Source organism: Paenibacillus sp. p3-SID867 (assembly GCF_025142895.1).
Lineage (GTDB): Bacteria > Bacillota > Bacilli > Paenibacillales > Paenibacillaceae > Paenibacillus_AQ.
This window is the reverse complement of sequence record NZ_JAMBDM010000001.1, coordinates 174,939-199,347: the sequence shown is the minus strand read 5'-3', so window position 1 is coordinate 199,347 and position 24,409 is coordinate 174,939. Positions and strand designations below refer to the sequence as shown.

Annotated in this window: 21 protein-coding genes; 12 read left to right on the top strand and 9 right to left on the bottom strand. The window is 51.8% G+C overall.

The window, feature by feature from the left end; all coding sequences use genetic code 11:
• Positions 1-15 precede the first annotated feature (15 nt).
• The gene (locus M4D81_RS00995; protein ID WP_260064116.1) at positions 16-948 is read right to left on the bottom strand and encodes an AraC family transcriptional regulator; all 933 of its coding nucleotides are present in this window, start codon (positions 946-948) and stop codon (positions 16-18) included.
• Positions 949-1,155: 207 nt separating this feature from the next.
• On the opposite strand from M4D81_RS00995, the gene M4D81_RS00990 reads away from it, so the two are divergent.
• Positions 1,156-1,746, top strand: coding sequence for a YdhK family protein (locus M4D81_RS00990; RefSeq protein WP_260064115.1), 591 nt, complete (start codon positions 1,156-1,158; stop codon positions 1,744-1,746).
• Positions 1,747-1,825: 79 nt separating this feature from the next.
• Here M4D81_RS00990 and M4D81_RS00985 read toward each other — a convergent pair whose 3' ends face one another.
• The gene (locus M4D81_RS00985) at positions 1,826-2,725 is read right to left on the bottom strand and encodes a TIGR01777 family oxidoreductase (protein WP_260064114.1); all 900 of its coding nucleotides are present in this window, start codon (positions 2,723-2,725) and stop codon (positions 1,826-1,828) included.
• A gap of 221 nt (positions 2,726-2,946) precedes the next feature.
• On the opposite strand from M4D81_RS00985, the gene M4D81_RS00980 reads away from it, so the two are divergent.
• A complete protein-coding gene (locus M4D81_RS00980) occupies positions 2,947-3,912 on the top strand; it encodes an arsenic resistance protein (RefSeq protein WP_260064113.1) in 966 nt (321 codons plus the stop codon).
• A 167-nt stretch (positions 3,913-4,079) separates the two neighbouring features.
• Here the strand turns inward: M4D81_RS00980 and M4D81_RS00975 are convergent, their stop codons facing one another.
• From M4D81_RS00975 to M4D81_RS00955, 5 genes are all read right to left on the bottom strand, one after another.
• Entirely contained in the window at positions 4,080-5,270 is a 1,191-nt protein-coding gene (locus tag M4D81_RS00975; protein ID WP_260064112.1) for an ornithine--oxo-acid transaminase, read from the bottom strand.
• Between the two features lie 93 nt (positions 5,271-5,363).
• Positions 5,364-6,272, bottom strand: coding sequence for an arginase (gene rocF, locus M4D81_RS00970; RefSeq protein WP_260064111.1), 909 nt, complete (start codon positions 6,270-6,272; stop codon positions 5,364-5,366).
• A 226-nt stretch (positions 6,273-6,498) separates the two neighbouring features.
• The gene (locus M4D81_RS00965; RefSeq protein WP_216535108.1) at positions 6,499-7,860 is read right to left on the bottom strand and encodes an ABC transporter substrate-binding protein; all 1,362 of its coding nucleotides are present in this window, start codon (positions 7,858-7,860) and stop codon (positions 6,499-6,501) included.
• Between the two features lie 125 nt (positions 7,861-7,985).
• Complete coding sequence (locus M4D81_RS00960) at positions 7,986-8,810, bottom strand: carbohydrate ABC transporter permease (protein WP_260064110.1); 825 nt, start codon at positions 8,808-8,810, stop codon at positions 7,986-7,988.
• Positions 8,807-9,787 (bottom strand): carbohydrate ABC transporter permease, encoded by a 981-nt coding sequence (locus M4D81_RS00955; protein ID WP_260064109.1) that lies wholly within the window; start codon positions 9,785-9,787, stop codon positions 8,807-8,809. Before M4D81_RS00955 ends, M4D81_RS00960 begins: the two co-directional genes overlap by 4 nt.
• Before the next feature lie 235 nt (positions 9,788-10,022).
• Between M4D81_RS00955 and M4D81_RS00950 the strand changes: the two genes are divergently transcribed.
• The 7 genes from M4D81_RS00950 to M4D81_RS00920 all read left to right on the top strand — a co-directional run bounded on the left by M4D81_RS00950 (position 10,023) and on the right by M4D81_RS00920 (position 16,981).
• On the top strand, positions 10,023-11,006 hold the full coding sequence (locus tag M4D81_RS00950) for a LacI family DNA-binding transcriptional regulator (protein WP_220687475.1): 984 nt from the start codon (positions 10,023-10,025) through the stop codon (positions 11,004-11,006).
• Complete coding sequence (rbsK, locus tag M4D81_RS00945) at positions 11,006-11,884, top strand: ribokinase (protein ID WP_194541794.1); 879 nt, start codon at positions 11,006-11,008, stop codon at positions 11,882-11,884. Before M4D81_RS00950 ends, rbsK begins: the two co-directional genes overlap by 1 nt.
• 2 nt (positions 11,885-11,886) lie before the next feature.
• The gene (gene rbsD, locus M4D81_RS00940) at positions 11,887-12,285 is read left to right on the top strand and encodes a D-ribose pyranase (RefSeq protein ID WP_194541795.1); all 399 of its coding nucleotides are present in this window, start codon (positions 11,887-11,889) and stop codon (positions 12,283-12,285) included.
• Positions 12,286-12,300: 15 nt separating this feature from the next.
• Entirely contained in the window at positions 12,301-13,782 is a 1,482-nt protein-coding gene (locus M4D81_RS00935) for a sugar ABC transporter ATP-binding protein (protein ID WP_260064108.1), read from the top strand.
• Between the two features lies 1 nt (position 13,783).
• Positions 13,784-14,752 carry a ribose ABC transporter permease RbsC gene (gene rbsC, locus M4D81_RS00930; RefSeq protein WP_009592570.1) on the top strand — a complete coding sequence of 323 codons (969 nt, stop codon included), beginning with the start codon at positions 13,784-13,786 and terminating at the stop codon, positions 14,750-14,752.
• A 15-nt stretch (positions 14,753-14,767) separates the two neighbouring features.
• Complete coding sequence (gene rbsB / locus M4D81_RS00925) at positions 14,768-15,685, top strand: ribose ABC transporter substrate-binding protein RbsB (protein ID WP_260064107.1); 918 nt, start codon at positions 14,768-14,770, stop codon at positions 15,683-15,685.
• A 219-nt stretch (positions 15,686-15,904) separates the two neighbouring features.
• Positions 15,905-16,981, top strand: a complete 1,077-nt coding sequence (locus tag M4D81_RS00920) for a Gfo/Idh/MocA family protein (protein ID WP_260064106.1) — start codon at positions 15,905-15,907, stop codon at positions 16,979-16,981.
• Between the two features lie 142 nt (positions 16,982-17,123).
• On the opposite strand, the gene M4D81_RS00915 is transcribed toward M4D81_RS00920, so the two are convergent.
• Together M4D81_RS00915 and M4D81_RS00910 are read right to left on the bottom strand one after the other, a co-directional pair.
• Positions 17,124-18,746, bottom strand: coding sequence for a response regulator (locus M4D81_RS00915; protein WP_260064105.1), 1,623 nt, complete (start codon positions 18,744-18,746; stop codon positions 17,124-17,126).
• Positions 18,743-20,482, bottom strand: coding sequence for a sensor histidine kinase (locus tag M4D81_RS00910; protein WP_260064104.1), 1,740 nt, complete (start codon positions 20,480-20,482; stop codon positions 18,743-18,745). Before M4D81_RS00910 ends, M4D81_RS00915 begins: the two co-directional genes overlap by 4 nt.
• A gap of 315 nt (positions 20,483-20,797) precedes the next feature.
• Between M4D81_RS00910 and M4D81_RS00905 the strand changes: the two genes are divergently transcribed.
• Genes M4D81_RS00905 through M4D81_RS00895 form a run of 3 tightly spaced genes read left to right on the top strand, consistent with a single transcriptional unit; the run spans position 20,798 to position 24,332 of the window.
• Positions 20,798-21,727: an ABC transporter permease gene (locus tag M4D81_RS00905; protein WP_071223760.1), complete on the top strand. Its 930-nt coding sequence runs from the start codon at positions 20,798-20,800 to the stop codon at positions 21,725-21,727.
• A 20-nt stretch (positions 21,728-21,747) separates the two neighbouring features.
• On the top strand, positions 21,748-22,668 hold the full coding sequence (locus tag M4D81_RS00900) for a carbohydrate ABC transporter permease (protein ID WP_071223762.1): 921 nt from the start codon (positions 21,748-21,750) through the stop codon (positions 22,666-22,668).
• A 44-nt stretch (positions 22,669-22,712) separates the two neighbouring features.
• A complete protein-coding gene (locus tag M4D81_RS00895) occupies positions 22,713-24,332 on the top strand; it encodes an extracellular solute-binding protein (protein WP_260064103.1) in 1,620 nt (539 codons plus the stop codon).
• Positions 24,333-24,409: the final 77 nt, after the last annotated feature.

Below are 24,409 nucleotides of genomic sequence, written 5' to 3'. Positions count from 1 at the left end.
CGACGTCTCTAGTCGCTAAAGCTCGGAGTCGTAACGGCCTTCCGAAAACTGGGAACGCCGGAAGCGGGCCGGGGTTACGCCGAGCTTGGACGTAAACACCCGGGTGAAGTAGTGCACGGACTCAAATCCGCAGGAGACGGCAATTTCTTTGATCTGCCGGTCTGTATTCAGAAGCAGGTGTTTCGCTTGCTGCACGCGCTGCTCCTGCACATAATGAACAAAGGATTGATGTCCGTATTTACGGAACAGCCGGGTTAAATGACGGGTCGTAACGTGAAGATGGCCAGCCACCCGCTCCAGCGAGAGCGGCTCGCCCAGATTATCCTGGATAAACAATTCGGCCTGATGAAACATCGAAGCTCCTTCTTCGCGTGCTCCAAGATCGGAAGGTTCTTGGTAGAAACCGGGACCGTGGGCAGCCAGAATCGATAATATGAGTGAAGCTGCCAAGCTGTTCAGCATATGCGGCGGGTGCTGCTTACCGCCAGAGCCCGACTGAAACATCGATAGCAGCGAAAGCCACAAGAGTCCGGACGCTTGCCCGGCATCTTCCTGAAGCACCGGAATGCCTTGGATGGCTAACCTGCGGAAAGCAGCCGTATGGAGATCGCTGTTAGCTGATTCATCCAGTTCAAAGGCAACATAACATAAGGCCAAGCCCTCCCTGCTCTTAATTTGGTGCTGGATGCCCGGCCTTGAGAGGAACAGGGTGCCTGGATGAAGATGGAACTCTGTCTCGTTTTCGATATACGAGCCGCAGCCTGTCAACACGTAACAAGCTTCAAAAAAAGAATGCTTATGCTCCGTATTATCGTAGTGGCGCGGCATAAATCCCCAGTAGTGGATCCGGACGCTCAGTTCCTGCTGTTCAATGGAGTTCAGGGTTCGGTTTAATATGGAATTGGCCCGTTTGAATAACGGGATGAAAGTTTCGTCATCGATTTGCATGGGAGATGGTGCTCCTTCTCGGAATTGGCTTAATATCTCTGCCAAGAATATAGGACAAAATGGGACTTCTAGTCACTCTCTATTGTATATCACAGATAGGTTTTATTGAATAAATGGGTAAGTGATGTCATGCATAGACAGCTACACAAGTTCTTCATAAGTAGCTGCTATGCTATGAGCATTTAATATAAGAGAGGAGTTCATCATATGTCAGCCAAGAAACGATGGAAGCCGCTTATTCTGGTAGCGTTGGCATCCCTCATCCTCACACTGGGTGCCTGCGGCAATACGAAGAGTCCAAACCCCGATAACAAGGAAAATACGGAAGCCACCGGGGACATGGATGGCATGGATCATGGCAGCATGAACCATTCCGGCTCGGGCGAGATCCCGGAAGGGTTGAAGGCGGCAGAGAATCCGACCTATGCGCCCCAGACCCAAGCGATCATTGAATCCGATCACATGCCCGGAATGAAGGGGGCAAAGGCAACGATTGTCGGGGCGTACGATACGACGGTGTACACGATATCGTATACGCCGATGAGCGGCGGACCCGAAGTGAAGGATCATAAATGGGTGATTCATGAGGAGCTGAAGGATGCCGGGAAGGAGCCCTTGGAGCCCGGAACGCAGGCTGTCGTGAATGCGGATCATATGGAGGGCATGAAGGGAGCCACCGCCGTTGTCGATTCCGCCGAACAAACGACGGTCTATATGGTGGACTTCACGACGACAACCGGCGAAGAAGTCAAGAATCATAAGTGGGTGACGGAAAGCGAGCTGGCCCCCGTACAATAGAAGTTTTATGAAAAATAAGAAAACAATCGTTCTCTATACCATGAGAGCGATTGTTTTTTTATGCATATGGCCGTACGGCTCAGCTTTCTTTGATCTGCTTCAGAGCGTCCGTCACTTCCGGATATCGAAACTGGAAGCCGTGACGCAGTGCCTTGGCCGGAAGGATACGCTGGCCCTTTAGCAGAATGAGCGACATTTCGCCCAGGATGGCTTGAAGCATGAAAGCAGGCAGGGGGAGCCAGTGCGGACGGCGATAGACCTTGGCGATGCTCCTGCCGAATTCATCGTTCGTGACCGCATGCGGGGAAGCCGCATTCACGGCTCCGGATATGCCCTCGTGCCGGATGCAATAATCGATCAAATCCACGATATCGTCGATATGTATCCAGGAGAGCCATTGCTTGCCGCTGCCGATCTTGCCGCCAACGCCTAGTTTATAGGGCAGCAGCATTTTGGGAAGGGCTCCACCTTTACCGCCCAGAACAACGCTGATGCGCAGCTTGATTAACCGGTCAACCGGGATGCAGTCGGCCGCTTGCTCCCATTCCTGCACAACCTCGGACGGGAAATCCATAATCGTGGCAGGGCTTTCCTCATCAAAGGTTTCAAACTCGGATGTGCCGTAAATGGCCATCGCCGAAGCCTGAATGACCACCGGAGGTTTAAACTCCAGGCGGTCCATTAGCTCGGCTACGGAGGAGACGGTTCGTTGTCTTGACTGAAGGATTCTCTGCTTGCCTTCCTGCGTCCAGCGCTGACTCAGGGAAGAGCCTGCAAGGTTAACGAGGGCATCCAGACCCTCGAACCGCTCGGGATGGGACTTCATCTCATTCCAGGTCAGATAGGATATAGGCCTGCTGGGTTGGGGATTGTCCGGTTTCGATCTTGTGACGATGATCATGTCATGCCCGCCCTGCTGCCAACGCTTGCACAATGCCTCTCCAATGAAACCGGTGCCTCCGCAAATGGCTATTTTCATGGTTGAACCTCCTTGTAAAAGTTATCATCAACCCTGACAAAACAAGGCTAAGAATCGTTGCCCCTCATCGATTAAAATGAGCGGAGAAGGATACCGGGATGCGTTTCTTACCTGATGCTAAATCCAGTATTATACAATCCATTATACTGGAAATGCGGTATGATACCATTAGATGATATTTCTTTAGTTTGTTCATAATTCGAATCGGTAAGGAGTGCGGGATGGGACTTATAGAGAAATTTCAAACCTTGATCATTATGGGCGCGGTGGCGATTGGGCTGGCAGTGGGACAGCTGCCGTTCGCCGCAGAGTATGCGGAATACACGATCGTTCCTTTTTTACTGCTGATGTTATATGGATTGTTTTTGACGATACCGCTGCGGCAGCTGCGAGAGGCGTTTAAGAACATCAGGTTTCTGGGAGCGAGCACGCTTATTAATTTTATATGGACGCCGCTGCTAGCCTGGGGACTCGGTGCTGTCTTTCTGTCGAACCACCCGGCGCTTTGGATCGGATTCATCATGCTGATGGTGACCCCTTGTACAGACTGGTATTTGGTCTTTACCTCGATTGCCAAGGGAAACGTACCCTTGGGTGCTTCGGTGCTGCCTATAAACCTGATCCTACAGGTGCTGCTGCTTCCGCTGTATTTGCTCTTGTTCTCCGGCACGATCGAAACGATTTCGATGGCAACGCTGATCGAAATCGTGCTGCTTGTGCTCGTCGTTCCGTTCACGCTTGCGCATCTCACCCGTTTCATTCTGAGAACCAGGAAAGAGGTGCTGGAGCACAAGGTGATGCCGTTTTTCGGCAGGGCCCAGATTGTCCTTCTGAGTCTCGCCATTGTTGCGATGTTTGCGTCTCAAGGGTCATACTTATTGAATAATATGGACATGGTATATATCCTCATTGTTCCGATCCTGATTTATTTCACGATGAATTATATGCTGGGCAGTGCGGTGGGCAGCATGCTGCGTTTCACCTATGAGGATTCGGTCAGCCTCCATTTAACGATCATTGCCCGTAATTCCCCGGTAGCCCTCGCGATCGCCGTGACGGCCTTTCCGGACCAGCCGGTGATTGCCCTTGCCTTGGTCATCGGACCGCTGATCGAACTGCCTGTGCTTGCCGTTGTATCCCAGCTGCTGTTAGTAACAAGAAGAATGAAACAGAAGTCGGTTACCTGACGGTGCTCAGAGCCGCACGATCAAAGTTGCGCGACGGCTCGCAGTGTCAGGATAAGCTGCAGGGCTTGGAATAGAGAAGAACCGGAAAAACAGTTTGTTGCACCCTCATGCTGGAGTCAGGGGTGAACAAACTGTTTTTTTGTGCACATGCCATCGGTATCGATTCCTCATGCAAACGCCTGCCTTACGATCTCGACGGCCTGGTCCAGTTCCGCTTTGGTGATGATGAGCGGAGGGGCGAAGCGGATAATGGATTCATGGGTTTCTTTGCAGAGCAAGCCGAGATCCTTTAATTTCTCGCAGTAGGTTCTGGCTGGGACGTTAAGCTCCATGCCGATAAATAGGCCTCTGCCGCGCACTTCCTTGATATCGGGGTGCCGGATGGTTCGAAGCTGCTGAAGGAAATATTCGCCGAGCTCCTTGGAGTTGCCTTCCAGCCCTTCTTCCAGGAATACATCCATGGAGGCAATGGCCACCGCGCAGCCGAGGGGATTCCCGCCGAAGGTAGATCCGTGGGATCCCGGCTCGAATACACCGAGGATATCGGCGTCCGCCGCCACGGCAGAGACGGGAAAGACGCCGCCGCCAAGCGCTTTTCCGAGGATGTACATATCCGGCACGACATCCTCCCAGTCGCAGGCAAACCGTTTTCCCGTCCTGCCGAAGCCGGTCTGGATTTCGTCCGCGAGCAGAAGGATACGATGCTGCTTGCACAGCTCCATTGCGCCGCTCAGGTATCCATCAGGAGGGATGACGATACCGGATTCTCCCTGGATCGGCTCTACAAGAAAGGCGGCCGTATTCGGTGAAATCGCCTGCTTCAGCGCTTCCAGGTCGCCATAGGGGATGACTTTGAAGCCCGGCGTGAACGGGCCGAAGCCTTCTCGATATTGGCTGGATGAGGAGAACGAGGTGATGGTGATCGTGCGTCCGTGGAAATTGCCTTCGCAGACGATAATTTCGGCCTGATTGGCCGGTAAACCTTTCTTTCGGTAAGCATAGCGGCGTGCTGCCTTAAGCGCTGTTTCAACAGCCTCGGCCCCCGTATTCATGGGAAGGATCATATCTTTGCTTGTGAGAGCAGACAGCTTCTCGTAAAACTTGCCCAATTGGTCATGATGGAATGCGCGCGAGGTCAGAGTCACCTTATCTGCTTGTTCCTTTAAAGCCCCGATAATTCGGGGATGACAATGTCCTGCGTTCAGGGCCGAGTAGGCGCTTAACATGTCGATATATCGCTTGCCGTCCGAATCCGTCACATGGATGCCTGCCGCTTCGGCAATGACGATGGGGAGGGGATGGTAGTTTCTCGCACCGTACTTTTCGGCTTTCTCGATATGCGGGTTTGAAAGGTCCATAGCGTTACCTCCTTGGGAGTTTAAAGAAACCTAAACGGCAATGGCACTGTATACCGCGCAAAAAGGCCTTTCTTCATCAAGCATGAGGACGCATCACAAGATGCTCTCGCCAAGCATGGAGCCGATTAAGCCGACAAGCAGCCGGGACGTTGTCTGTCCGCGGTCCAGCAGCGGGTTGTTCTCCACGAATTCGGCCGAGGTCAGAATGCCGGATTCCGACAGCATCTCCATGGCCAGATGCGCTTCCCGGTAACTGAGTCCGCCTTGAACCGGCGTTCCCGTTCCGGGCGCGATTTTCGGATCGACACTATCGATATCGAAGGAGAGGTGTACGCCATCCGTGCCCGTTGACGCGATGCGGATGGCTTCCTTCATGACGCGGTACATGCCCATGCGGTCGATGTCCTGCATCGTGAAGCAGGTAATGCCTTCTCGGCGGATGAAATCCCGTTCGCCCTGGTCGAGGGAGCGTGCGCCAATGAGCACTACATGTTCGGGCTTGATCGTTGATTTTGCGCCGCCGATCGATGTCAGCCGCGCATCGCCTCTTCCCAAGCTGACAGCCAGCGACATGCCGTGGATATTGCCGCTTGGGGTCGTATCGGGTGTATTGAGATCGGAGTGGGCATCGATCCAGATCACGCCCAGGCTTCGGTAGTGCCGGGTAAGCCCGGCCAGCGTGCCGATTGCAATGCTATGGTCACCGCCGAGGACAAGCGGGAAGACGCCCGATTCTGCCAGGGCGGAAACATGAGTGGCGAGCTGCTCGTTAATCGTTAGAACTTCTTTCAGATGTTTTAATTGAGGATGGTGCGTTCCACCCTTATGTTCGGGGAGTCTAGCAAGCTCATCAACCTGATAGGATATTCCGAGAGCGTCAAGCTTGCGCTTCAGGCCGGCTCCGAAAATAGCGTCTGGTCCCTGGCTTGCGCCGCGGCGGGTAGCACCCCGGTCAAACGGCACCGGGACGATGGTTACGGTGGACGGAAGATTGTTCTTCATAGGCTCACCTCCACTTTGTATCAGTGTATTCAGGAGCCGGCTGCGTGACTTGGGCAAACCCCTATACAAGCTGATCAATATGGAAGGTTTTGGATCAAAGAGAAAAACACCCTTGATGCATGATTCATGGAATGACCGCAGAAGGCCCCATGATACAGCATGAAGGGTGTGAAATAGGTGCAATTCGATTTATGATTCAGCGCATGCTTACGCGGCATGCCAACGTTTATTTTACCGTCTTATTATAAGTCTCGATCTTGGAGCTAATTTCCTGAGCGGCTTTGTCCAGTGCTTCCTGGGCCGTTTTTTGACCATTCAGCACTTCCTCGATGGCCGTTTCCGTCAGCTGGCGGGCTTCAGGGAATACGCCCATGACAGCCCCCTGCGTTGCCAGATTGGCCGTCGTTTGATGCAATTGATCAACGGCCGTCTGGAATTGCGGATATTTCTCCAGGTTTTCTTTTACGAGGGTCTCTTCGTAAGCTTTGGTCGTGACCGGGAAGTAACCCGTGTTGACATGCCAGTAAGCTTGCGTTTGCGGCTCGGCCAAATACTTCATGAATTCCCAGGCGGCCTGCTGCTCTTCTTCCGATTTGTTGTTCATCAGCCACAGGCTTGCACCGCCGATGATAACGCCGCCTTCGCCGCCGTCAGCCGGTTTAGGGAGGAAAGCCGTACCGACTTCGAATTTGCCTTCCGCTGCGCTGACGATCCCGCGGAGGGAAGCCGTCGAGTCCAGCGTCATGGCGATTTGACCCGCTGCGAATGCTTTTTTGGTATCGTCCGTTTTACGTCCCAGGTTCAGCAGGACCTTATCGTCCAGCATTTGCTTCCACCATTCCAGCGTTTTCACGGCAGCGGCGTTGTTGACTTGCGAAGCGGTTGCCGGGGACGTGCGTCCGTTGCCGTTGTTCAGCAGTTCAACACCTTGGTTCGCGAGGAATTGCTCCATGAACCAGCCGTAGATCGCAAAGGATGCGCCGGTTTGGCCGTCTTTCGTTAGCGTCTTGGCCGCTTCCGCTACCTCTTCGTAGGTTTTTGGAGGATTTTCCGGATCCAGTCCCGCCGCTTTAAAGGCATCTTTGTTGTAGTAAAGGATCGGATTGGAGGAGTTAAATGGCATCGAGTACAATTTGTTGTCGAATGTATAATAATTTTTAATGTTCGGTTCCAAGGAGGAAATGTCGTATGCTTCAGCATCCATGAAGTCCTGAACCGGACGGATCGCCTTGGTATCCATCATGAAACGACTGCCGATCTCGTACACCTGAATCATGGTCGGGCCGCTGTTCGATCCCAAGGAGGCTTTCAGCTTGTTCAAGCTTTCATCGTACGTTCCTTGAAACACGCCCTCAACCTGAATATCCTTGTGGGCGGCATTAAAATCGGAGATCAGCTTGTCCGCGACGGTCCCGAGCTCACCGCTCATGGAATGCCACCATACGACCTTAACGGGCTCTTTGGCTGGCTCGCTGCCGGCGGCAACGGTCGTTTCTCCAGCAGCTGGCGTATTGCTGCAAGCGGCGCTGAGCAGCATGAAGCAGGAAAGCAGGAGCAGCGCGAAGGACCTTTTACCAAAACGTTTCATGATCGGTTAATCTCTCCCTTTTGAAAATATAGTATGGTTTGATCTATCAGAAATTGCGCGGCCCGTTTCTTACCAGATAACCGGCACGCAAGGCTGATCCATTAAAGCCCTGGCATATGGGCCAGTTAGCCCTTCAACGCACCTGCCGTGATGCCGCGGACGAGCGGCTTCAAACCGAGTGCAAGCAGCAGCAGGGAAGGCAGCAGCAGAAGGAGTACGCCGGACAGTATCAGATTCCATGAGTTCATCTCTTCGAACTGCAGCATCCCGATCCCGATCTGGACGGTTCGCATCTCGACGCGGTTCGTTGTCAGGAGCGGCCACAGGTACATGTTCCAATGGTTCAGGAACGAATACACGCCCAGCGTAGCGATTCCGGGGATGGATAACGGCAGGACCATGCTCAGGAAAATGCGGATATGTCCGCAGCCGTCCACGCGGGCCGCTTCAAACAGCTCCTTTGGCAGCTGCAGGAAGGCTTGTCTGAGCAGGAAGGTTCCGAAGGCCGTTGCCAGGAATGGAATGATAAGCCCTTGGTAGGTATCCAGCCAGTTCAGGCTTTTGACCGTCAAATAGTTCGGAATCATGATCACTTCCCACGGAATCATCATCGTGGCGAGAAAGAGACTGAACAGCAGCGTTTTTCCCGGGAACCGCAGGAAGGCGAAGGCGTATGCCGCCAGACTTGCGGTCACGATCTGACCTGCCATGATGGCAATGGAGACGACAAGGCTGTTCCCGATAAAGGTAAGGACAGGAATCGTATCGACCACCTTGGCGAAATTGGACAGATTGATGGCTTCCGGAAGAAGAGGCGGCGGATAAACAGCCGATTCAGCCTCGCTCATCAGCGATGTTGACAAAGTGTACAGGAGCGGAAAGGCAATGACCAGCGAACAGAGAAGCAGCGCGATGTAGATGAAGCTTTTGGGCATGAGTCGCATGTTCATTGGTAATGCACCTTCTTCTCCACGAATTTAAATTGAAAGATGGTCAGCAGCAGAATGATCGCAAACAGGATGAGCGCTTGCGCACTGCCGATGCCGAAGCGGAAATTGACGAAGGCATCCTGATAAATGTTGAACACGATCACGTTGGTGCTGTTCATCGGACCTCCCTTGGTCAGGATGTTGATCTGTCCGAACGCTTGGAAAGCGCCGATGACCGACACGACGGATGTAAAGAATAACGTAGGGGAGATCAGCGGCATCGTAATCCGGAAGAAAGTTCTCAGCGGACCGGAGCCGTCGATCTTGGTGCTGTCGTAGATATCCTCGGATACGCCCTGCATGCCGCTCAGCATGAGGATGTAATTAAATCCAAGATTCATCCAGACGGTCATGATCGCGACGGAGATCATGGCCCATTTCGGATCGGTCAGCCATTGAATAGGCTGAGTGCCGAGTTGCGCCAGAAAGTAATTCAGTACGCCCAATGTCGGATGATACAGAATCATCCAGATCATCGAGCCGGTGCCGACGGACACGGCCATCGGCAGCGAGAATATGAAGCGGAATATTTTCATGCCTTTCAGCTTATTGTGCGTCAGGGCTGCGAGCAGTATGGCGGCCGCCATCCCGGTCGGGACCGTCAGCACGATAAACAGCAGCGTGTTGCCGAAGCTGGTATAAAACATCTCGGAGGTCAGTATTTCCTTAAAGTTATCGAACCCCACGAATTCGGCTACCCGGCCTTGAGGATCGGTCAGGAACAAGCTCAGATAAACCGATTTAAGCAGCGGATAGAACAGAAACAGACCGAAAATGAGCAGCGAAGGTGCCAGACATGCATAGGCGAGCATGATTTCCCTGCGTTTTGATTTCTTGATGGAGATCGTTTTCGCCGCTGTTGAAGGTTCAGCTTCGCTGACCGGCGGCGTCAGAGAGTGACCCGGAGAAGGAAGCGTAAATTCTTTTTCCATCATCATGTTTACCTCACTTTCCTGCTTGGCCTTACAGGTATTGAGTATAGGAGCCGGATGTAAAATCCAGTAATGGGTTTTGTAAGAATACCGTAATTTATTGCTGGATATGTTAGATGCTGAATTTGCGCTGGCCAGCCACGGTACATAAATATTCCAATCCTCAAACGCTTGCACGTTAAAAAAAGATGTGATATGTTATAGCTGTAACCGGTTACACATGAATGAGGTGATGACGGTAATGGCAACGATCAAGGATGTGGCAAATCGGGCCGGCGTGTCCGTGGCCACGGTTTCACGGGTTTTAAATGGAAACGGTTACGTGCATGAGGACACCAGGTCCAAGGTAGAACAAAGCATTCGCGAACTGAATTATACGCCGAATGAAGTAGCGCGTTCTTTATATAAGAGAAAATCGAAATTAATTGGACTTTTGCTTCCGGATATTATGAACCCTTATTTCCCGCAGCTAGCCCGCGGAGTTGAGGATGAGATGCAGGAGAATGATTATCGGCTGATATTCGGGAACAGCGACGAGAGCAAGAAAAAGGAAATGGAATATATCCAAACCTTTGTCCAAAATAATGTGGTTGGTGTCATATCATCGACCAATGATCCGGATGCCGACATGTATACAGGGCTCAAGATTCCGGTAGTATTTCTGGATCGCACCTCATCGGATCGTCCTTCCGTCTATGCGGATGGCCGGCAGGGCGGAAGAATTGCGGCGCAGGAGATCATTAGGCGAGGCAGTAAAGCTATAACCGTGATTCAGGGCCCGGCGGATGTCCGTCCTGCTCAAGAGCGTTTTGAAGGAGCCGTCGAGGTTCTGGAAGGACAGGCGGCAGCGTATCAAGTGCTGAAGACGACATCGTTTTCTTTAATCGAAGCGGAAGAATTCGCCCAGCAAGTGTTCATCGAGTTTCCGGACACGGACGGCGTAATCGCCAGTAACGATATTATGGCATCCGCCGTAGTCAAGGAAGCGTTTCGGCTGGGGAAAAGGGTGCCGGAAGACGTACAGATTATAGGGTTTGACGATATTCTGCTCAGCCGGCTGCTGGCACCGCCCCTGTCTACGATTCATCAGCCGGCATATGAAATGGGCCGGGAGGCGGCCAGATTGCTTATCGGACTTATTGAAGGGCATCACATAGAGAGAAGCAGCATCGAATTCTCGGTAGAATTTATAGAACGGCAGACAACGAGAAAGGTGGAATCATAATGGCGAAAATCGTGGTAATCGGAAGCGCGTCGATGGACTTGGTGGTCACCTCCACCAAGCGCCCCGGCGCGGGAGAGACGGTGCTTGGCGACAGCTTTAAGACGGTACCCGGAGGGAAGGGGGCCAATCAGGCCGTCGCGGCGGCGCGTCTGGGTGCAGAGGTGAACATGATTGGCTGTGTCGGTGAAGATTCCTTCGGCGAAATGATTTTGAGCAATCTGAAGTCAAATGGCGTTTTGACAGATCATGTGGAACCGGTTACAGGTATGGAAAGCGGAACCGCACACATCATTTTGGCAGAGGGAGACAACAGCATTGTGGTGGTAAAAGCTGCCAACGACCGGGTCACTCCGGAATATGTTGATCAGGCAGCGGAGGTTATCCAGGCTGCGGATATCGTGTTGATACAGCAGGAGATTCCGGAGGAAACGGTGATCCATGTCAGTGAATTGTGCGCAAAATATCAGGTGCCGTTGATGCTGAACCCGGCTCCTGCCCGCCCGGTGCCAAGCAGCGTTATTGAACGGGCGGCTTATATTACGCCAAACGAACATGAAGCGGCTATCTTGTTCGGCGATGAGCCATTAGGCGACGTGCTGCGCCGTTATCCGAACAAACTGATCGTGACGGAAGGCAAGAGGGGAGTTCGTTATTTCGACGGCCTGCAAGAGGTTGTCGTTCCCGGCTACAAGGTTGAAGCCGTGGATACAACGGGAGCCGGCGATACATTCAACGGCGCTTTCGCCGTGGCTCTGTCCGAAGGCATGAGCATAGCAGACAGCCTGAGATTTGCGAACCGCGCAGCGTCCTTGTCGGTCATGAAGTTCGGAGCGCAGGGCGGAATGCCATCGCGCCTCGAAGTAGAAGGGAGTCTTTGATCATGAAGAAGAACGGCATGCTAAACAGTCACATTGCGAAAGTGCTGGCAGATCTGGGGCATACCGATACCATCGTAGTTGGAGACGTCGGTCTTCCGATTCCCCCAGGCGTTCCGAAGATCGACCTGGCTCTCACGCTGGGGACGCCAAGCTTTACCGAGGTGGTGGAAGCGATCGCCGACGATATGGTGATTGAAAAAATCGTGATTGCTGAAGAAATGAAGCTAGATAATAAGGAAACACTGCATTATATTCAGGAGAACTTTCAGGATTGCGAGATCGAGGCTTGCTCGCACGAGTTGTTCAAAGCACGGACGCAAAACGCCAAGGCGGTTATCCGTACAGGAGAAGCCAAGCCCTATGCGAACTGCATTTTGCAGGCCGGTGTTCATTTCGGTTAAAAAGGAGGAAGCACCATGAACATTGAGATGACCAATATCCATAAATCCTTTGGCACGAACCGCGTACTGGCAGGCGTAGACTTTGATCTCCGGGAAGGAGAGGTTCACGCCCTGATGGGAGAGAACGGCGCGGGCAAATCGACGCTGATGAATATATTGACCGGTCTTCACAGCCGGGATGAGGGCAAGATTGTCATCGACGGCAAGGAAACTTATTTTGCTAATCCGAAGGAAGCGGAAGAAAGAGGCGTTGCCTTCATCCATCAAGAGCTTAACATCTGGCCGGAAATGACGGTTCTGGATAACTTGTTTATCGGCAAGGAGATGACATCCGGCCTGGGTTTCCTCAACATGAAGCAGATGAAGGCGCTTGCGAAGGAACAGTTCGGCAAACTGGCGGTGACGATACCACTTACGCAGGAGGCGGGGGAATGCTCCGTCGGCCAGCAGCAGATGATTGAGATCGCCAAGGCGCTCATGACCCAAGCAAAAGTCATCATTATGGACGAGCCGACGGCGGCGCTGACCGAAAGAGAAATCGAGAAGCTGTTTGACGTCATTCGTTCATTGAAAAAACAAGGCGTATCCATCGTCTACATCTCTCACCGGATGGAGGAGATCTTTACGATCTGCGACCGGATTACGGTCATGCGGGATGGTAAATCCGTCGATACCAAAGCTATTCCGGACACGGACTTTGATGAAGTCGTCAAAAAGATGGTCGGCCGGGAGCTGACCGAGCGATATCCGGCACGCCATCCCTCTCCGGGCGAGCCTGTGCTGGAAGTGAAGAATATTAGCAGCAAAGGCCGGTTCGAGAATGTGAGCTTTTCGGTTCGTGCCGGCGAAATCGTTGGCGTATCCGGCCTGATGGGGGCTGGGCGCACCGAGATGATGAGAGCGATCTTCGGATTGGACCCGCTATATAGCGGCGAAATCTGGGTACGCGGAAAGAAAGTTACGATCAAGAAGCCGGATGATGCCGTGAAACACGGCATTGGATTCATCACAGAGGACCGCAAGGATGAAGGGTTGGTCCTGGATTTCTCGGTCCGTGAAAATATGGCGCTGCCCAATCTGTTCAGCTTCTCTTCCAGAGGGTTCATCTCCGGGAAGAAGGAACAGGATTTCGTGGATACGTTGACGAAGCGGCTGCAGATCAAGACGCATACGTCCGAGACGCTGGCACGCAATCTGTCTGGTGGTAACCAACAGAAGGTCGTTATTGCCAAGTGGATCGGCATTGGGCCGAGCGTGCTCATCCTAGATGAGCCGACACGCGGCGTAGACGTTGGTGCAAAGCGGGAAATTTATCAGTTGATGAATGAGCTGACCGAACGGGGCGTGGCGATTCTGATGGTGTCGTCGGAGCTGCCGGAGGTGCTCGGAATGAGCGACCGGATTCTCGTTGTTCACGAAGGCAGAATTTCCGGTGAATTGGATCGCGAACAAGCCACGCAGGAACACATCATGACTCTAGCTACAGGAGGTCAGTAATATGACAACTATTAACGATGCCAAGGCGGAAAAAGGGTTTAAGGTCTCAGGTTTGACGCAAAAGCTCGGTCCGCTGCTCGGACTGATCATTCTTATCGTTATCGTATCCGTCCTAAATCCAAGCTTCTTGGAACCGCTTAACATTCTGAACCTGCTGCGTCAGGTATCGATTAATGCATTGATTGCATTCGGTATGACGTTTGTAATCCTGACAGGCGGCATTGACCTGTCGGTCGGTTCGATTCTCGCGCTGTCCAGCGCATTTGTCGCCAATATGATGGTGGCCGGGTTTGACCCGATTCTCTCGATCATCATCGGCGTTGCGCTTGGCGGCGTGATGGGCATGATCAACGGTCTCATGATTACCAAGGGGAAAATGGCGCCGTTTATCGCCACCCTGGCTACCATGACGATATTCCGAGGCCTTACGCTCGTTTATACGAATGGTAACCCGATTACGGGTCTCGGCGACAGCCTTGTATTTCAATTGTTCGGCCGCGGATACCTTCTGGGCATTCCGGTGCCGGCCATCACGATGATCATCACGTTTGCGGTGCTATGGGTCATCCTGCATAAAACGTCGTTTGGCCGCAAAACGTATGCCATCGGCGGTAACGAAAAAGCATCGCTTGTATCCGGTATTAAAGTACCGCGCGTCAAGATTATGATCTACTCCCTGGCAGGGATGCTGTCCGCGCTGGCGGGCGCGATTCTGACCTCCCGTTTGAATTCGGCACAGCCGACAGCGGGTACGTCCTATGAATTGGATGCCATCGCAGCCGTTGTTCTCGGCGGTACGAGCCTGACCGGCGGTCGCGGCCGGATTGTCGGTACGTTAATCGGTGTGCTGATCATAGGCATACTGAACAACGGGCTCAACCTGCTCGGTGTGAACTCTTTCTATCAGATGGTTGTCAAAGGCGTCGTGATTGCGATTGCCGTACTGCTCGACCGTAGAAAATCGGCTTAAGGGGGAGAATGAACGATGAAAAAAACAACTTTGCTGCTCGTATCGCTTATGCTGATCTTCATAACAGGCTGTTCTCTGGAGCCGCCGGAATGGGCAAAGCCCAAGGCTAGCGGCGATGTCAAAGACATCAAAATCGGTCTTTCCATCTCGACCTTGAATAACCCGTTCTTTGTATCCCTGAAGGATGGCGTCGTCGCCGAAGCGACCAAGCAAGGAATGGAGGTCGTTGTCGTAGACGCACAGAATGACTCGGCCAAGCAGAGCAACGACGTCGACGACCTGATTCAACAGGGCGTCAATGCACTGCTGATTAACCCGACGGACTCGTCCGCGATTTCAACCGTAGTGCAAACGGCAAACAGCTTGGGCATTCCGGTCATTACACTCGACCGTTCCGCAGATCAAGGCGAGGTTGCTGCGCTGGTTGCCTCTGATAATGTCAAGGGCGGTCAGATGGCAGCCGAGTACATGGTGGATCAGCTGGGCAAAGATACGAAGGTCATCGAGCTCGAAGGCGTTCCGGGTGCTTCCGCGACCCGCGAACGCGGCAAGGGCTTCCATGATATCGCAGATAAGCAGCTGAACGTGGTTGCGAAGCAGGCAGCGGATTTTGACCGGACGAAGGGTCTTACCGTCACGGAAAATCTGCTGCAAGGTAATCCGGACGCCAAAGCGATTTTTGCCCACAATGACGAAATGGCCTTGGGCGCAATCGAAGCGATCCAAAGCTCGGGCAAAGACATCATGGTCATTGGCTTTGACGGTAACGACGATGCGCTGAAGTCCATCGAAGCCGGCAACCTGACGGCTACCGTAGCCCAGCAGCCGGAGCTGATCGGTCAGCTTGCCGTCGGTGCAGCGAAAGACGTGCTGCAAGGCAAAGAGGTGGAGAAGAATATCGCCGCACCGCTGAAATTGGTAGTGAAGGAGTAATCCAGCAAGATCAAGAAGCGTTACCCTGCGATAGAAGCAGGGTAACGCTTTTTTACGAAACATATTTTGATCATTTCTTCCGGGCTGCGAAGTAACTCACAGCCTTGCGATAACGGCGGGAATACAATATCGTTAAAAGAGGACAGTTATTTCGCATATGATATTATAATGGATGTGTATGCGTTTACTGCTTAGATGTGATAAAGGAGCTATGTAACTATGACGATGGAGAAAAGAAAACATGCGATCGTGATCGTAGGTTATGGCGGAATGGGCAGCTACCACGCCAAGCTGATTAAGGACAATGCATATCTCGAGGTTACGGGAACCTTCGATATTTTGAAAGATCGCCGGGAAGTATCCCAGCAGGACGGGTATCCTGCCTACGAAAGCTATGAGCAGGTACTAAACGATGCTGCGGTTGACGTGGTGCTCATTGCTACACCTAATGATGTGCACAAGGAATTGGCACTTCAGGCGTTTACAGCCGGCAAGCATGTCATCTGCGAGAAGCCGGTAACATTGTCTGTCAGTGACTTCAAAGAGATGGTGTCTGCGGCCGATACTGCCGGCCGGGTGCTGATGGTTCACCAGAACCGCCGCTGGGACGAGGATTTCCTGACCATTAAGCAAATGTACAACGAGAAGACGATTGGCGATTTGTTCCGTATCGAATCCAGGGTACACGGAGCGAACGGCATTCCGGGCGACTGGCGCCATCTGGAAGCGCACGGCGGCGGCATGCTGCTGGACTGGGGCGTGCATTTGCTGGACCAGGTCCTGTTCATGGTGGACAGCCGGATTACGAGCCTGAGCAGCCGATTAAGCTTTATATTGGGCGATGAGGTGGATGACGGCTTTGAGTCGGTCATTGAATTCGAGAACGGCGTATCGGTTCTGATTGAAGTGGGAACGACCAATTTCATTACGCTGCCACGCTGGTATGTCAAAGGAACCGAGGGAACCGGCATTATTGAGGACTGGTCGTTAAACGGAAGAGTGGTTACCCGGAACCAGGATGCCGTGAAAGTGGAGCCGAAGCCAATTCAAGCCGGGGTAGGCTTGACCAAAACGATGGCGCCTCCTTCCGAAGAAGCTACCATTACGGGAGCTCTGCCGGAGCCATACCGTCAATCCAGCAGCTTCTTCGATAACTTTGCGGCCGTGATCCAAGGCGAGGCTGAACCGATTGTGAAGAACGAGGAAGTGCTGCGCGTTCTGAACCTGATCGAGGCGGTGTTTGAATCGGCCAGAACGGGAGAAACGCTGAAGGATTTCGATATTTACCCTGCGTAATCTATACAGATTAGCACTCATTCTTAATATAGAAAAAGTACCGCGGCTGCCAAGCAACTGAGGCTTGAGGCTGCGGTACTTTTTATTTTCAAGATGTGGTTGCGGACAGCTCATGCTCAATGCCTAAGTCGAAAGTGTAATGTTATTTCGCATGATCGATCTTTCCGCTGGTCCCGGCTTGCAGCACCCGCCTGTAATCGCTGGGCGACCAGCCCGTATCCTGCTTGAACAGCTTGGAGAAATAGGAATAGTTGGCGTATCCCACCCTAGCCGCAATCTGGTACACCGACAATGGTGTCGTCTCCAGCAGATGCTTGGCCGCCTTGATGCGGGACTGAATGATGTATGTACCCAAGGACACGCCCGTTTCCTTCTTGAACACGCGGGCCAAATAATCCGGGTTGAGGTAGACGAGTTCAGCCAGGCTCGTTCGCGTCAGCTCATCCCCGTAATGGCAATGAATATGATGCTTAATCTCCTCCACCACGGTATGCGAATGGTCGGCGTAGGCATGATATTCTGCTGCCGTGCTGACGAGATACTCCGTATATTTCTCCATATCTTCAATCGAGTTCAGTGATTGCAGGAACAACTGGTCATTGGTTTTGCCGGTATACAGCTTATGTGCCTGGATTTCTTTCCCCTTCAGATAGGAATAGACCAACTGCACGATATCCAAGCGGAATAAACGCAGCACCGAGGCGTTGTAGATGCCATTCCTGGCTAGGTTTTGCAAGTATTTGCGGGTTTCAACCAGAAATCCAGCCGGATCGTTCCCGCTGAGAAGCGCTTCCCAGTCCTGCAGCGGGGGAGGGGTGTACGCGACTTCTTGCAGGGAATGGTGTTCCAGAAAAATAATCTGATTCCGTTTCTTGATCATATCCTCATTCATTTGCAGCAGAATCCGAACGGACTTGTTGATTTCCTCCAACGCCGCCGAAATCGATACGCTGCATGAAGCATCGCTCCGAAGGAATTGATTGGCTTTTTCAATGAACGACGTGCAGATGTTTTCCATGACGCGGGAATCAGGAGGATGATTCCATTTCAGCATGACCATCCAATTGTAATCCTTATATTCCATAGCGGCTTCAACCGTGAAGAGCGGGTCCTGGAACAATTCGGCCAGCACGTTGAGAAACGCATAGTCAAACAGATCCTTGTCTTCTCTCCCCAAACTTTGATCATGCGGAAAAATGGTGATGAGCACAGGAAGAAATAGATCCGACATCTTATAGGACAAATTCTGCTCCGCGATATATTCTCCGATGGCGGCCCGGTCCGAAGAAGCTTTCCTTTCTTTGATCAGCTTGCTCCAAAAATGCTCCTGAAGCTTTTTTTGATTTTTTTTCCACAGCTGTCCGTCCTGGATCGCTTCCTGATCGCTTTGCTGTTCCTTTGCTTTATAGGCGGCTTTGGAAATGATGAGGCTGAGCTTATCGATTTCGATCGGCTTCAGAAAATAGTCAAAGCTTTGCAGCTCAATGGCTTTCTGCGCATAGTTGAAATCAGCGTAATTCGTCAGAAATATCGTCTGAATGCTGTATTGTTCCTCGCGAATCCAGGCGAGAAGCTCGAGCCCGCTGCCTTGCGGCATTTCGATATCGCAGATGAGGATCTGGACCGAATGCAGCTGCAAAATATCCCTTGCCTGCGCAACGCTGTAAGCGGTATAGACCTGTTCGATCGAAAGTGCCTTCCAATCGATTTTCTTCTCCAGCGCGGCCACGACAAAATAATCATCATCCACTAGCAATATGTTCATTGAATTTCTCCTCTCCGTTCCTGTATGGGTTGTGGAAGCGTTAATGTGACGCAAGCGCCGCCTTCATCCGGGTTTGAAAATTCCACAAACGCCCGGCGATGATAGAGCAGCTCCAGCCGCTGAAGGGTGTTCATGATCCCGATGTGTTTTCCTTCGCTTTGATCAAGCGGTTTGCCCGCGGCCAATGTTTCCAATACTTCTGCGGGAAACCCGGGTCCGGTATCGGATATCCGGATGACCATAGAAGGTTTATCCCCCTCCATCCGCAGGCTAACAGATAATCGAATTTGCAGCTCTTGATCTCGGGAAACAGCGTATTTTACCGCGTTTTCGATAAAGGTCTGTAGCACGAGGGGCGGAATGGTGAGACCGGTAAGCTCCTCTTCAACATCAATGCGATATGAAAAGGCATCACGGTAGCGGTGCTTCTGAATCTCCAGGTAAATGCGGACATGCTCGATTTCATCTTCCAGCCGTACGACATTATCTCCGCTTTGAAAGATGTAACGAAAGTATTTGGATGTGGACAGCGACATATATTCGATTTCCTTAAACATCTGCATTTGCGCCATGCTGTAGATGTTCGTCAAGCAGTTCAGGAAAAAATGGGGGTTAATTTGCAGCTTCATATAATCCAGCTGGATTCTCTGCTTATCCAGCTGCTGCTCGTAAATATCGATTTTAAACTTCTTGATCTGTTCGATCAGATGTTTGAATTGGGAGTTGACCTGCTCAAGCTCGATAATCTCGCTGCTCATGAAATCCAGATTCTCGCTGTCCTCATGAATGCGCCTTACATTTTCAGAGAAATTCTGAATCGGCTTTAACACCTTCTTCTTGAAATACAGCATAACCACGCTGAGCGTGCACGTCAGTACAACAAATAGCAGCATAATGAGAAGCTGGGCGATCATGATCGTTTCAAATATGCCGAATTGGATCACCAGCTGCACGTTGAAGGAGGCGTTCGAGAATCCCTCCGTGACCGTAGTCCGCGGCTGGGACAGGCTCAGCAGGGATGCCTTGGCTCCTTGAAGTTTGTTGGCATCCATCGTGTCTGTACCCGGGCTCGTAAGGGCTGCCCCCTGAGCATTCACCAGAGAGACGTAACCGTCCTCGCCCAAATCCAGCTGCTGGAGCGGCCGGATCAGATCGTCGGCGGAGATGAGGCAGATCAGATACCGGTTGTGGTAAGGAACGATGTTGATGATGTAATGGGTGTCCTCAACAAGGATCGGGTTCCAGTTGGAGTAGAACGTTTCGTATACGTTTTTGGAATCCGTGAGGGATACGATCTGTTCCTTAAGTTCCAGGAACTCTGTATATGACAGGGACATAGGTCCATAGTTCTGGAAGAAGTCCTGTTCCTTTAAATAGAAGAAGAAGTTGTATTCCTGGCCGTAGTTTTTCTGAAGCTCGTTAAACTGTTTATGCACTCTTTCGTTCGATTTAATATAATCCACGTAATCGGTGCCGGGGGTATCCAACATCTCAACGCTCTCATCATTCGCGAGTGTCCAGCCCATATAGTGGTTGATGTAGGAGAAGTCATGATTGATCTGCCGGATGTACAGATTCGCCGTATCCTGCAAATATCGGGTGGATTGCTGCTTAACGATGAAGATGGAGGCGAAGCTGATCACCAGATCCACTACAAGGGCAAAGATCGAGATAAAGAGCATGATTTTCACATAGTGACGGATGGGATAAGGCTTGTTATTCAGTGCTTTAACCATACGGATGCCGTGGTTCCTTTCAGTCCGCCTCCACGTGAAAGCGTTTTTATAGTGGTAAAAACATTATAAATGGAAATCGCGAAAAAAGCAGGAGTGAAGGCTCGGGCATTTATCATAAAGTCCGGATACCACATCGTAAAGTCCGGATAATGGCATGCTTCCCATAGGGACTCGAGGATTCCTTGAAGGGGGATAAGACGAAGGTCCGAATAGCGCATGATGAAGTCCAAATAACGATTCTGGGCGGAAGTATAATGAAATTGCTTACGCGACATGCCGGATTCATTGACGACGCGAACAGAAAGGGGAATCGATTTGAAAGCAGGCCAACTGAATAGAACCACCCACCCAACCCTCGGGCGGATCCAAAAGAACTGGGGCCTGTATTTGCTGCTGCTGCCTGCGGTTGTGCTGGTTCTGTTGTTTTCTTACGTACCGATGTACGGCATCCTCATCGCATTCAAGGACTACAGTCCCGCTCTCGGCATTATGGATAGTCCATGGGCGGGTCTAAAGTATTTCGAGAAATTTTTTAACTCTTATCAATTCTCGACCACGATCACCAACACGCTTGTAATCAGCTTATACAGCGTTGCGACGTTCCCGATTCCGATCATGCTTGCCCTGATGGTTAATCAAATGCGCCAGAATGGGTTCAAGCGTTTCTTCCAGACGGTAACCTATATGCCGCATTTTATATCCACGGTCGTGATGGTGGGACTCATGCTGATTCTGTTCTCTCCAGGCTCGGGATTGATCGGGAATATTTTCCGGCTCTTTGGTGCTGAAGCGCCGAATCTGATGGGATCGGCCGGCTTGTTCAGCAGCGTGTACGTGTGGTCGGATGTGTGGCAGCATACGGGCTGGGACAGCATTATCTATATCGCGGCGTTATCCGCCGTGAGCCCCAGCTTGTACGAAGCGGCTACGATGGACGGGGCAAGCCGGTGGCAGAAAATCCGGTTTATCGATATCCCGATGCTGATGCCTACGGTCGTAACCCTGCTTATATTGCGGGTCGGCAGCTTGCTTGGCGTTGGCTTCGAGAAGGTTTACCTTATGCAAAACAGTCTCAATATTACCTCCAGCGAGGTCATCTCCACCTATGTGTACAAAATCGGGATGCTGAGCAGCCAATACAGCTTCTCGTCGGCGATCAGTCTGTTTAATACAATCATTAATTTTGTTTTGTTGATTCTGGTTAACCAGATTTCGAAAAAATACAGCGAAAACAGTTTGTGGTAACACAAGAGAGGAAGGGTTCTATGGGCGTTGTGGAAATAAGAGAGAAGACAGCGCCAAGGCGGAGGAATACGCGATCTTCCGACAGGGTGCTGGAGATCGGCCTGTATGTATTCGCTGTCTTGATGCTGATCGTGTTGATTTACCCGCTGTACTTCATCATCATTGCTTCGTTCAGCGAGCCGGCCGCGGTTGCGAATGGGCAGGTATGGCTGTGGCCCAAGGACTTTACGCTGGCAGGCTATCAAGAATTGCTGAAGCACTCTAATATATGGATTGGGTACCGAAATACGATTGTGTATACGATTGTAGGTACCGCCATCGGCTTGGTGGTTAACATTTCCGCTGCCTACGCGCTCTCGCGAAAAGACCTCGTAGGCCGCAAGTATATATCGCTGCTCTTTATTTTTACGATGTTTTTTAATGGCGGTTTGATTCCGACTTTTATGACGATCCGCGATTTTCAGCTGTACGATACGTTTCTTGTTATGGTGCTGCCGTTTTCGGTAGCCGCCTTTAACATCATTGTGGCACGGACTTTTTTCCAGAGCAGCATTCCGGAGGATTTATGGGAGGCGGCCCAGCTTGATGGCTGCGGAAATCTGAGATATTTCGTGACCATCGTGATTCCGCTTTCGAAAGCGGTCATCTCGGTCATTGCCTTGTGGACGGCCGTGGGTCATTGGAACTCCTATTTCAATGCCCTGATCTATTTAAAAGATACGAATCTGTACCCGCTGCAGCTCATCCTGCGAAATATTCTGGTCACCAACCAGATGCAGTCCGCCATGGGTACCGGAGAAGCCGCGGCCATTGCGCTGCGACTCGCCAATATTATGCGTTATGCAGTCATTATCGTCGCAACGGTGCCGATCATGTGCATCTACCCGTTTGTACAGAAGTATTTCAATCAGGGGGTGATGATCGGAGCCGTGAAGTCGTAAAGCCGGATGGATCTATTAAAAATAATAATTGGGGGAATGGTTGAATGGGAACAAACCATGCAAAGCGGAGACATCGCTTCAAACTGGCTGGCGTCATCATGCTGGCCGCAATCCTGCTGTTGAGCCTGGCGGGCTGCAGCGGCGGCAAGAAGGAGGACGCCAAGACGGATGCCGAAGCCGCGTTTAACAAAGAAGGTCTGCCGATTGTCAATGAGCCGATAACGCTGGACGTGCTGACCGTTCGCTGGGGCAACATGGGGGATACGTTCCTTCAGAACCAGTGGCTTAAGGATTTGGAGAAGGAGACGAATGTCAAAATCAATTGGCAAATCATGTCCTCCAATGATTGGGGCGAACAAAAGTCCATCATGCTGGCGAGCGGTACGCTGCCGGATATTATTTTCGGCGATATCGTATTCAGCGATTCCGACATCGTGAACAACCTGTCTTATTTCCGCCCGCTCGACGACTATATCGATCAATACATGCCAAACCTGAAAGCGGCATTGGAAGAAACACCCGAAATGAAGAAGATGAGCACATTCCCGGATGGTAAAATCTACTCTTTGCCTGCGCGGCTGCCGTCAAGGCCGAAAGCATCGATCCAGCCGATTATCAACAAAACATGGCTGGATCAGCTCGGCCTTGATATTCCGGACAACACAGATGAGCTGTACGAGGTATTCAAAGCGTTCAAAGAAGGAGATCCGAACGGCAACGGCAAGGCCGACGAAATTCCGGTCAGCGGATCGGGGAATATCAGCATCGATCTGTTGAACCCGTTCGGCATCACGGACATCAACGGAAACAGCATGATGGTCATCGATAACGAGCCCGTGTTCTACCCGGTGACGGAGAATTATAAAGAAGCGATCAAGTGGGCGCATAAGCTGTACGCCGAGGGCCTCATAGACCAAGAGATCTTTACGCAGGACAGCACCATGTCCACGGCGAAGCATCAGAACCCGGATGCGGCGCTGATCGGCTTCTCAAATCAATGGGTGCCGGACGCGGTGTTCGGGAAGTGGAAGGATCAATATATTGCGATTCCGTCCATCGCCGGACCTGACGGGAAAAGGTATCAGGGCGGCGAGCCGCAGGGCATGAGCCTCCGCAGAAACGAATTCCTCATTACCACGTCGAACAAGTACCCGGAAATTTCGGCTCGTTGGGCGGACCAGTTCTATACCAATGAAGCGAGCATCCAAAATTTCTGGGGAGCCATCGGCACGGTGATTCAGAAGAACGACGACGGAACGTTTACGCTGATGAGTCCGCCGGAGGGAACGAGTGCGGATGCCTGGTATTGGGAGCAATCCGTAAGGGATTTTGGACCGAAGTACGTAAGCCCGAGCTTCGAGAAAAACATCATTCTGGATGAGACCACGGGCGACGGCTTGAAGCTGGTCATCGACAAGCTGGGCAGCGATTACGTAACGACGCCGTTCCCGAACGTCATGTACAGCGCCGAAGAATTCCAGGAGCTGCCTACGCTGACAACGGATATCGATAGTTATGTCGGCACGACCCGCGCGAAGTGGATATCCGAAGGCAATATCGATGCGGAATGGGACGCGTACGTTAAAAAGCTGAACGATATGGGACTGGAGCGGCTGGTACAAATCCGCAAGGAAGCCTATCAGCGGTATATCAGTGTCAAATAGGGATTGACGGCAATCGTCATGAGCTGCCCCGCAGATCGATATGCTGCGGGGCAGTAACGTTTCGAACGATGACGAAA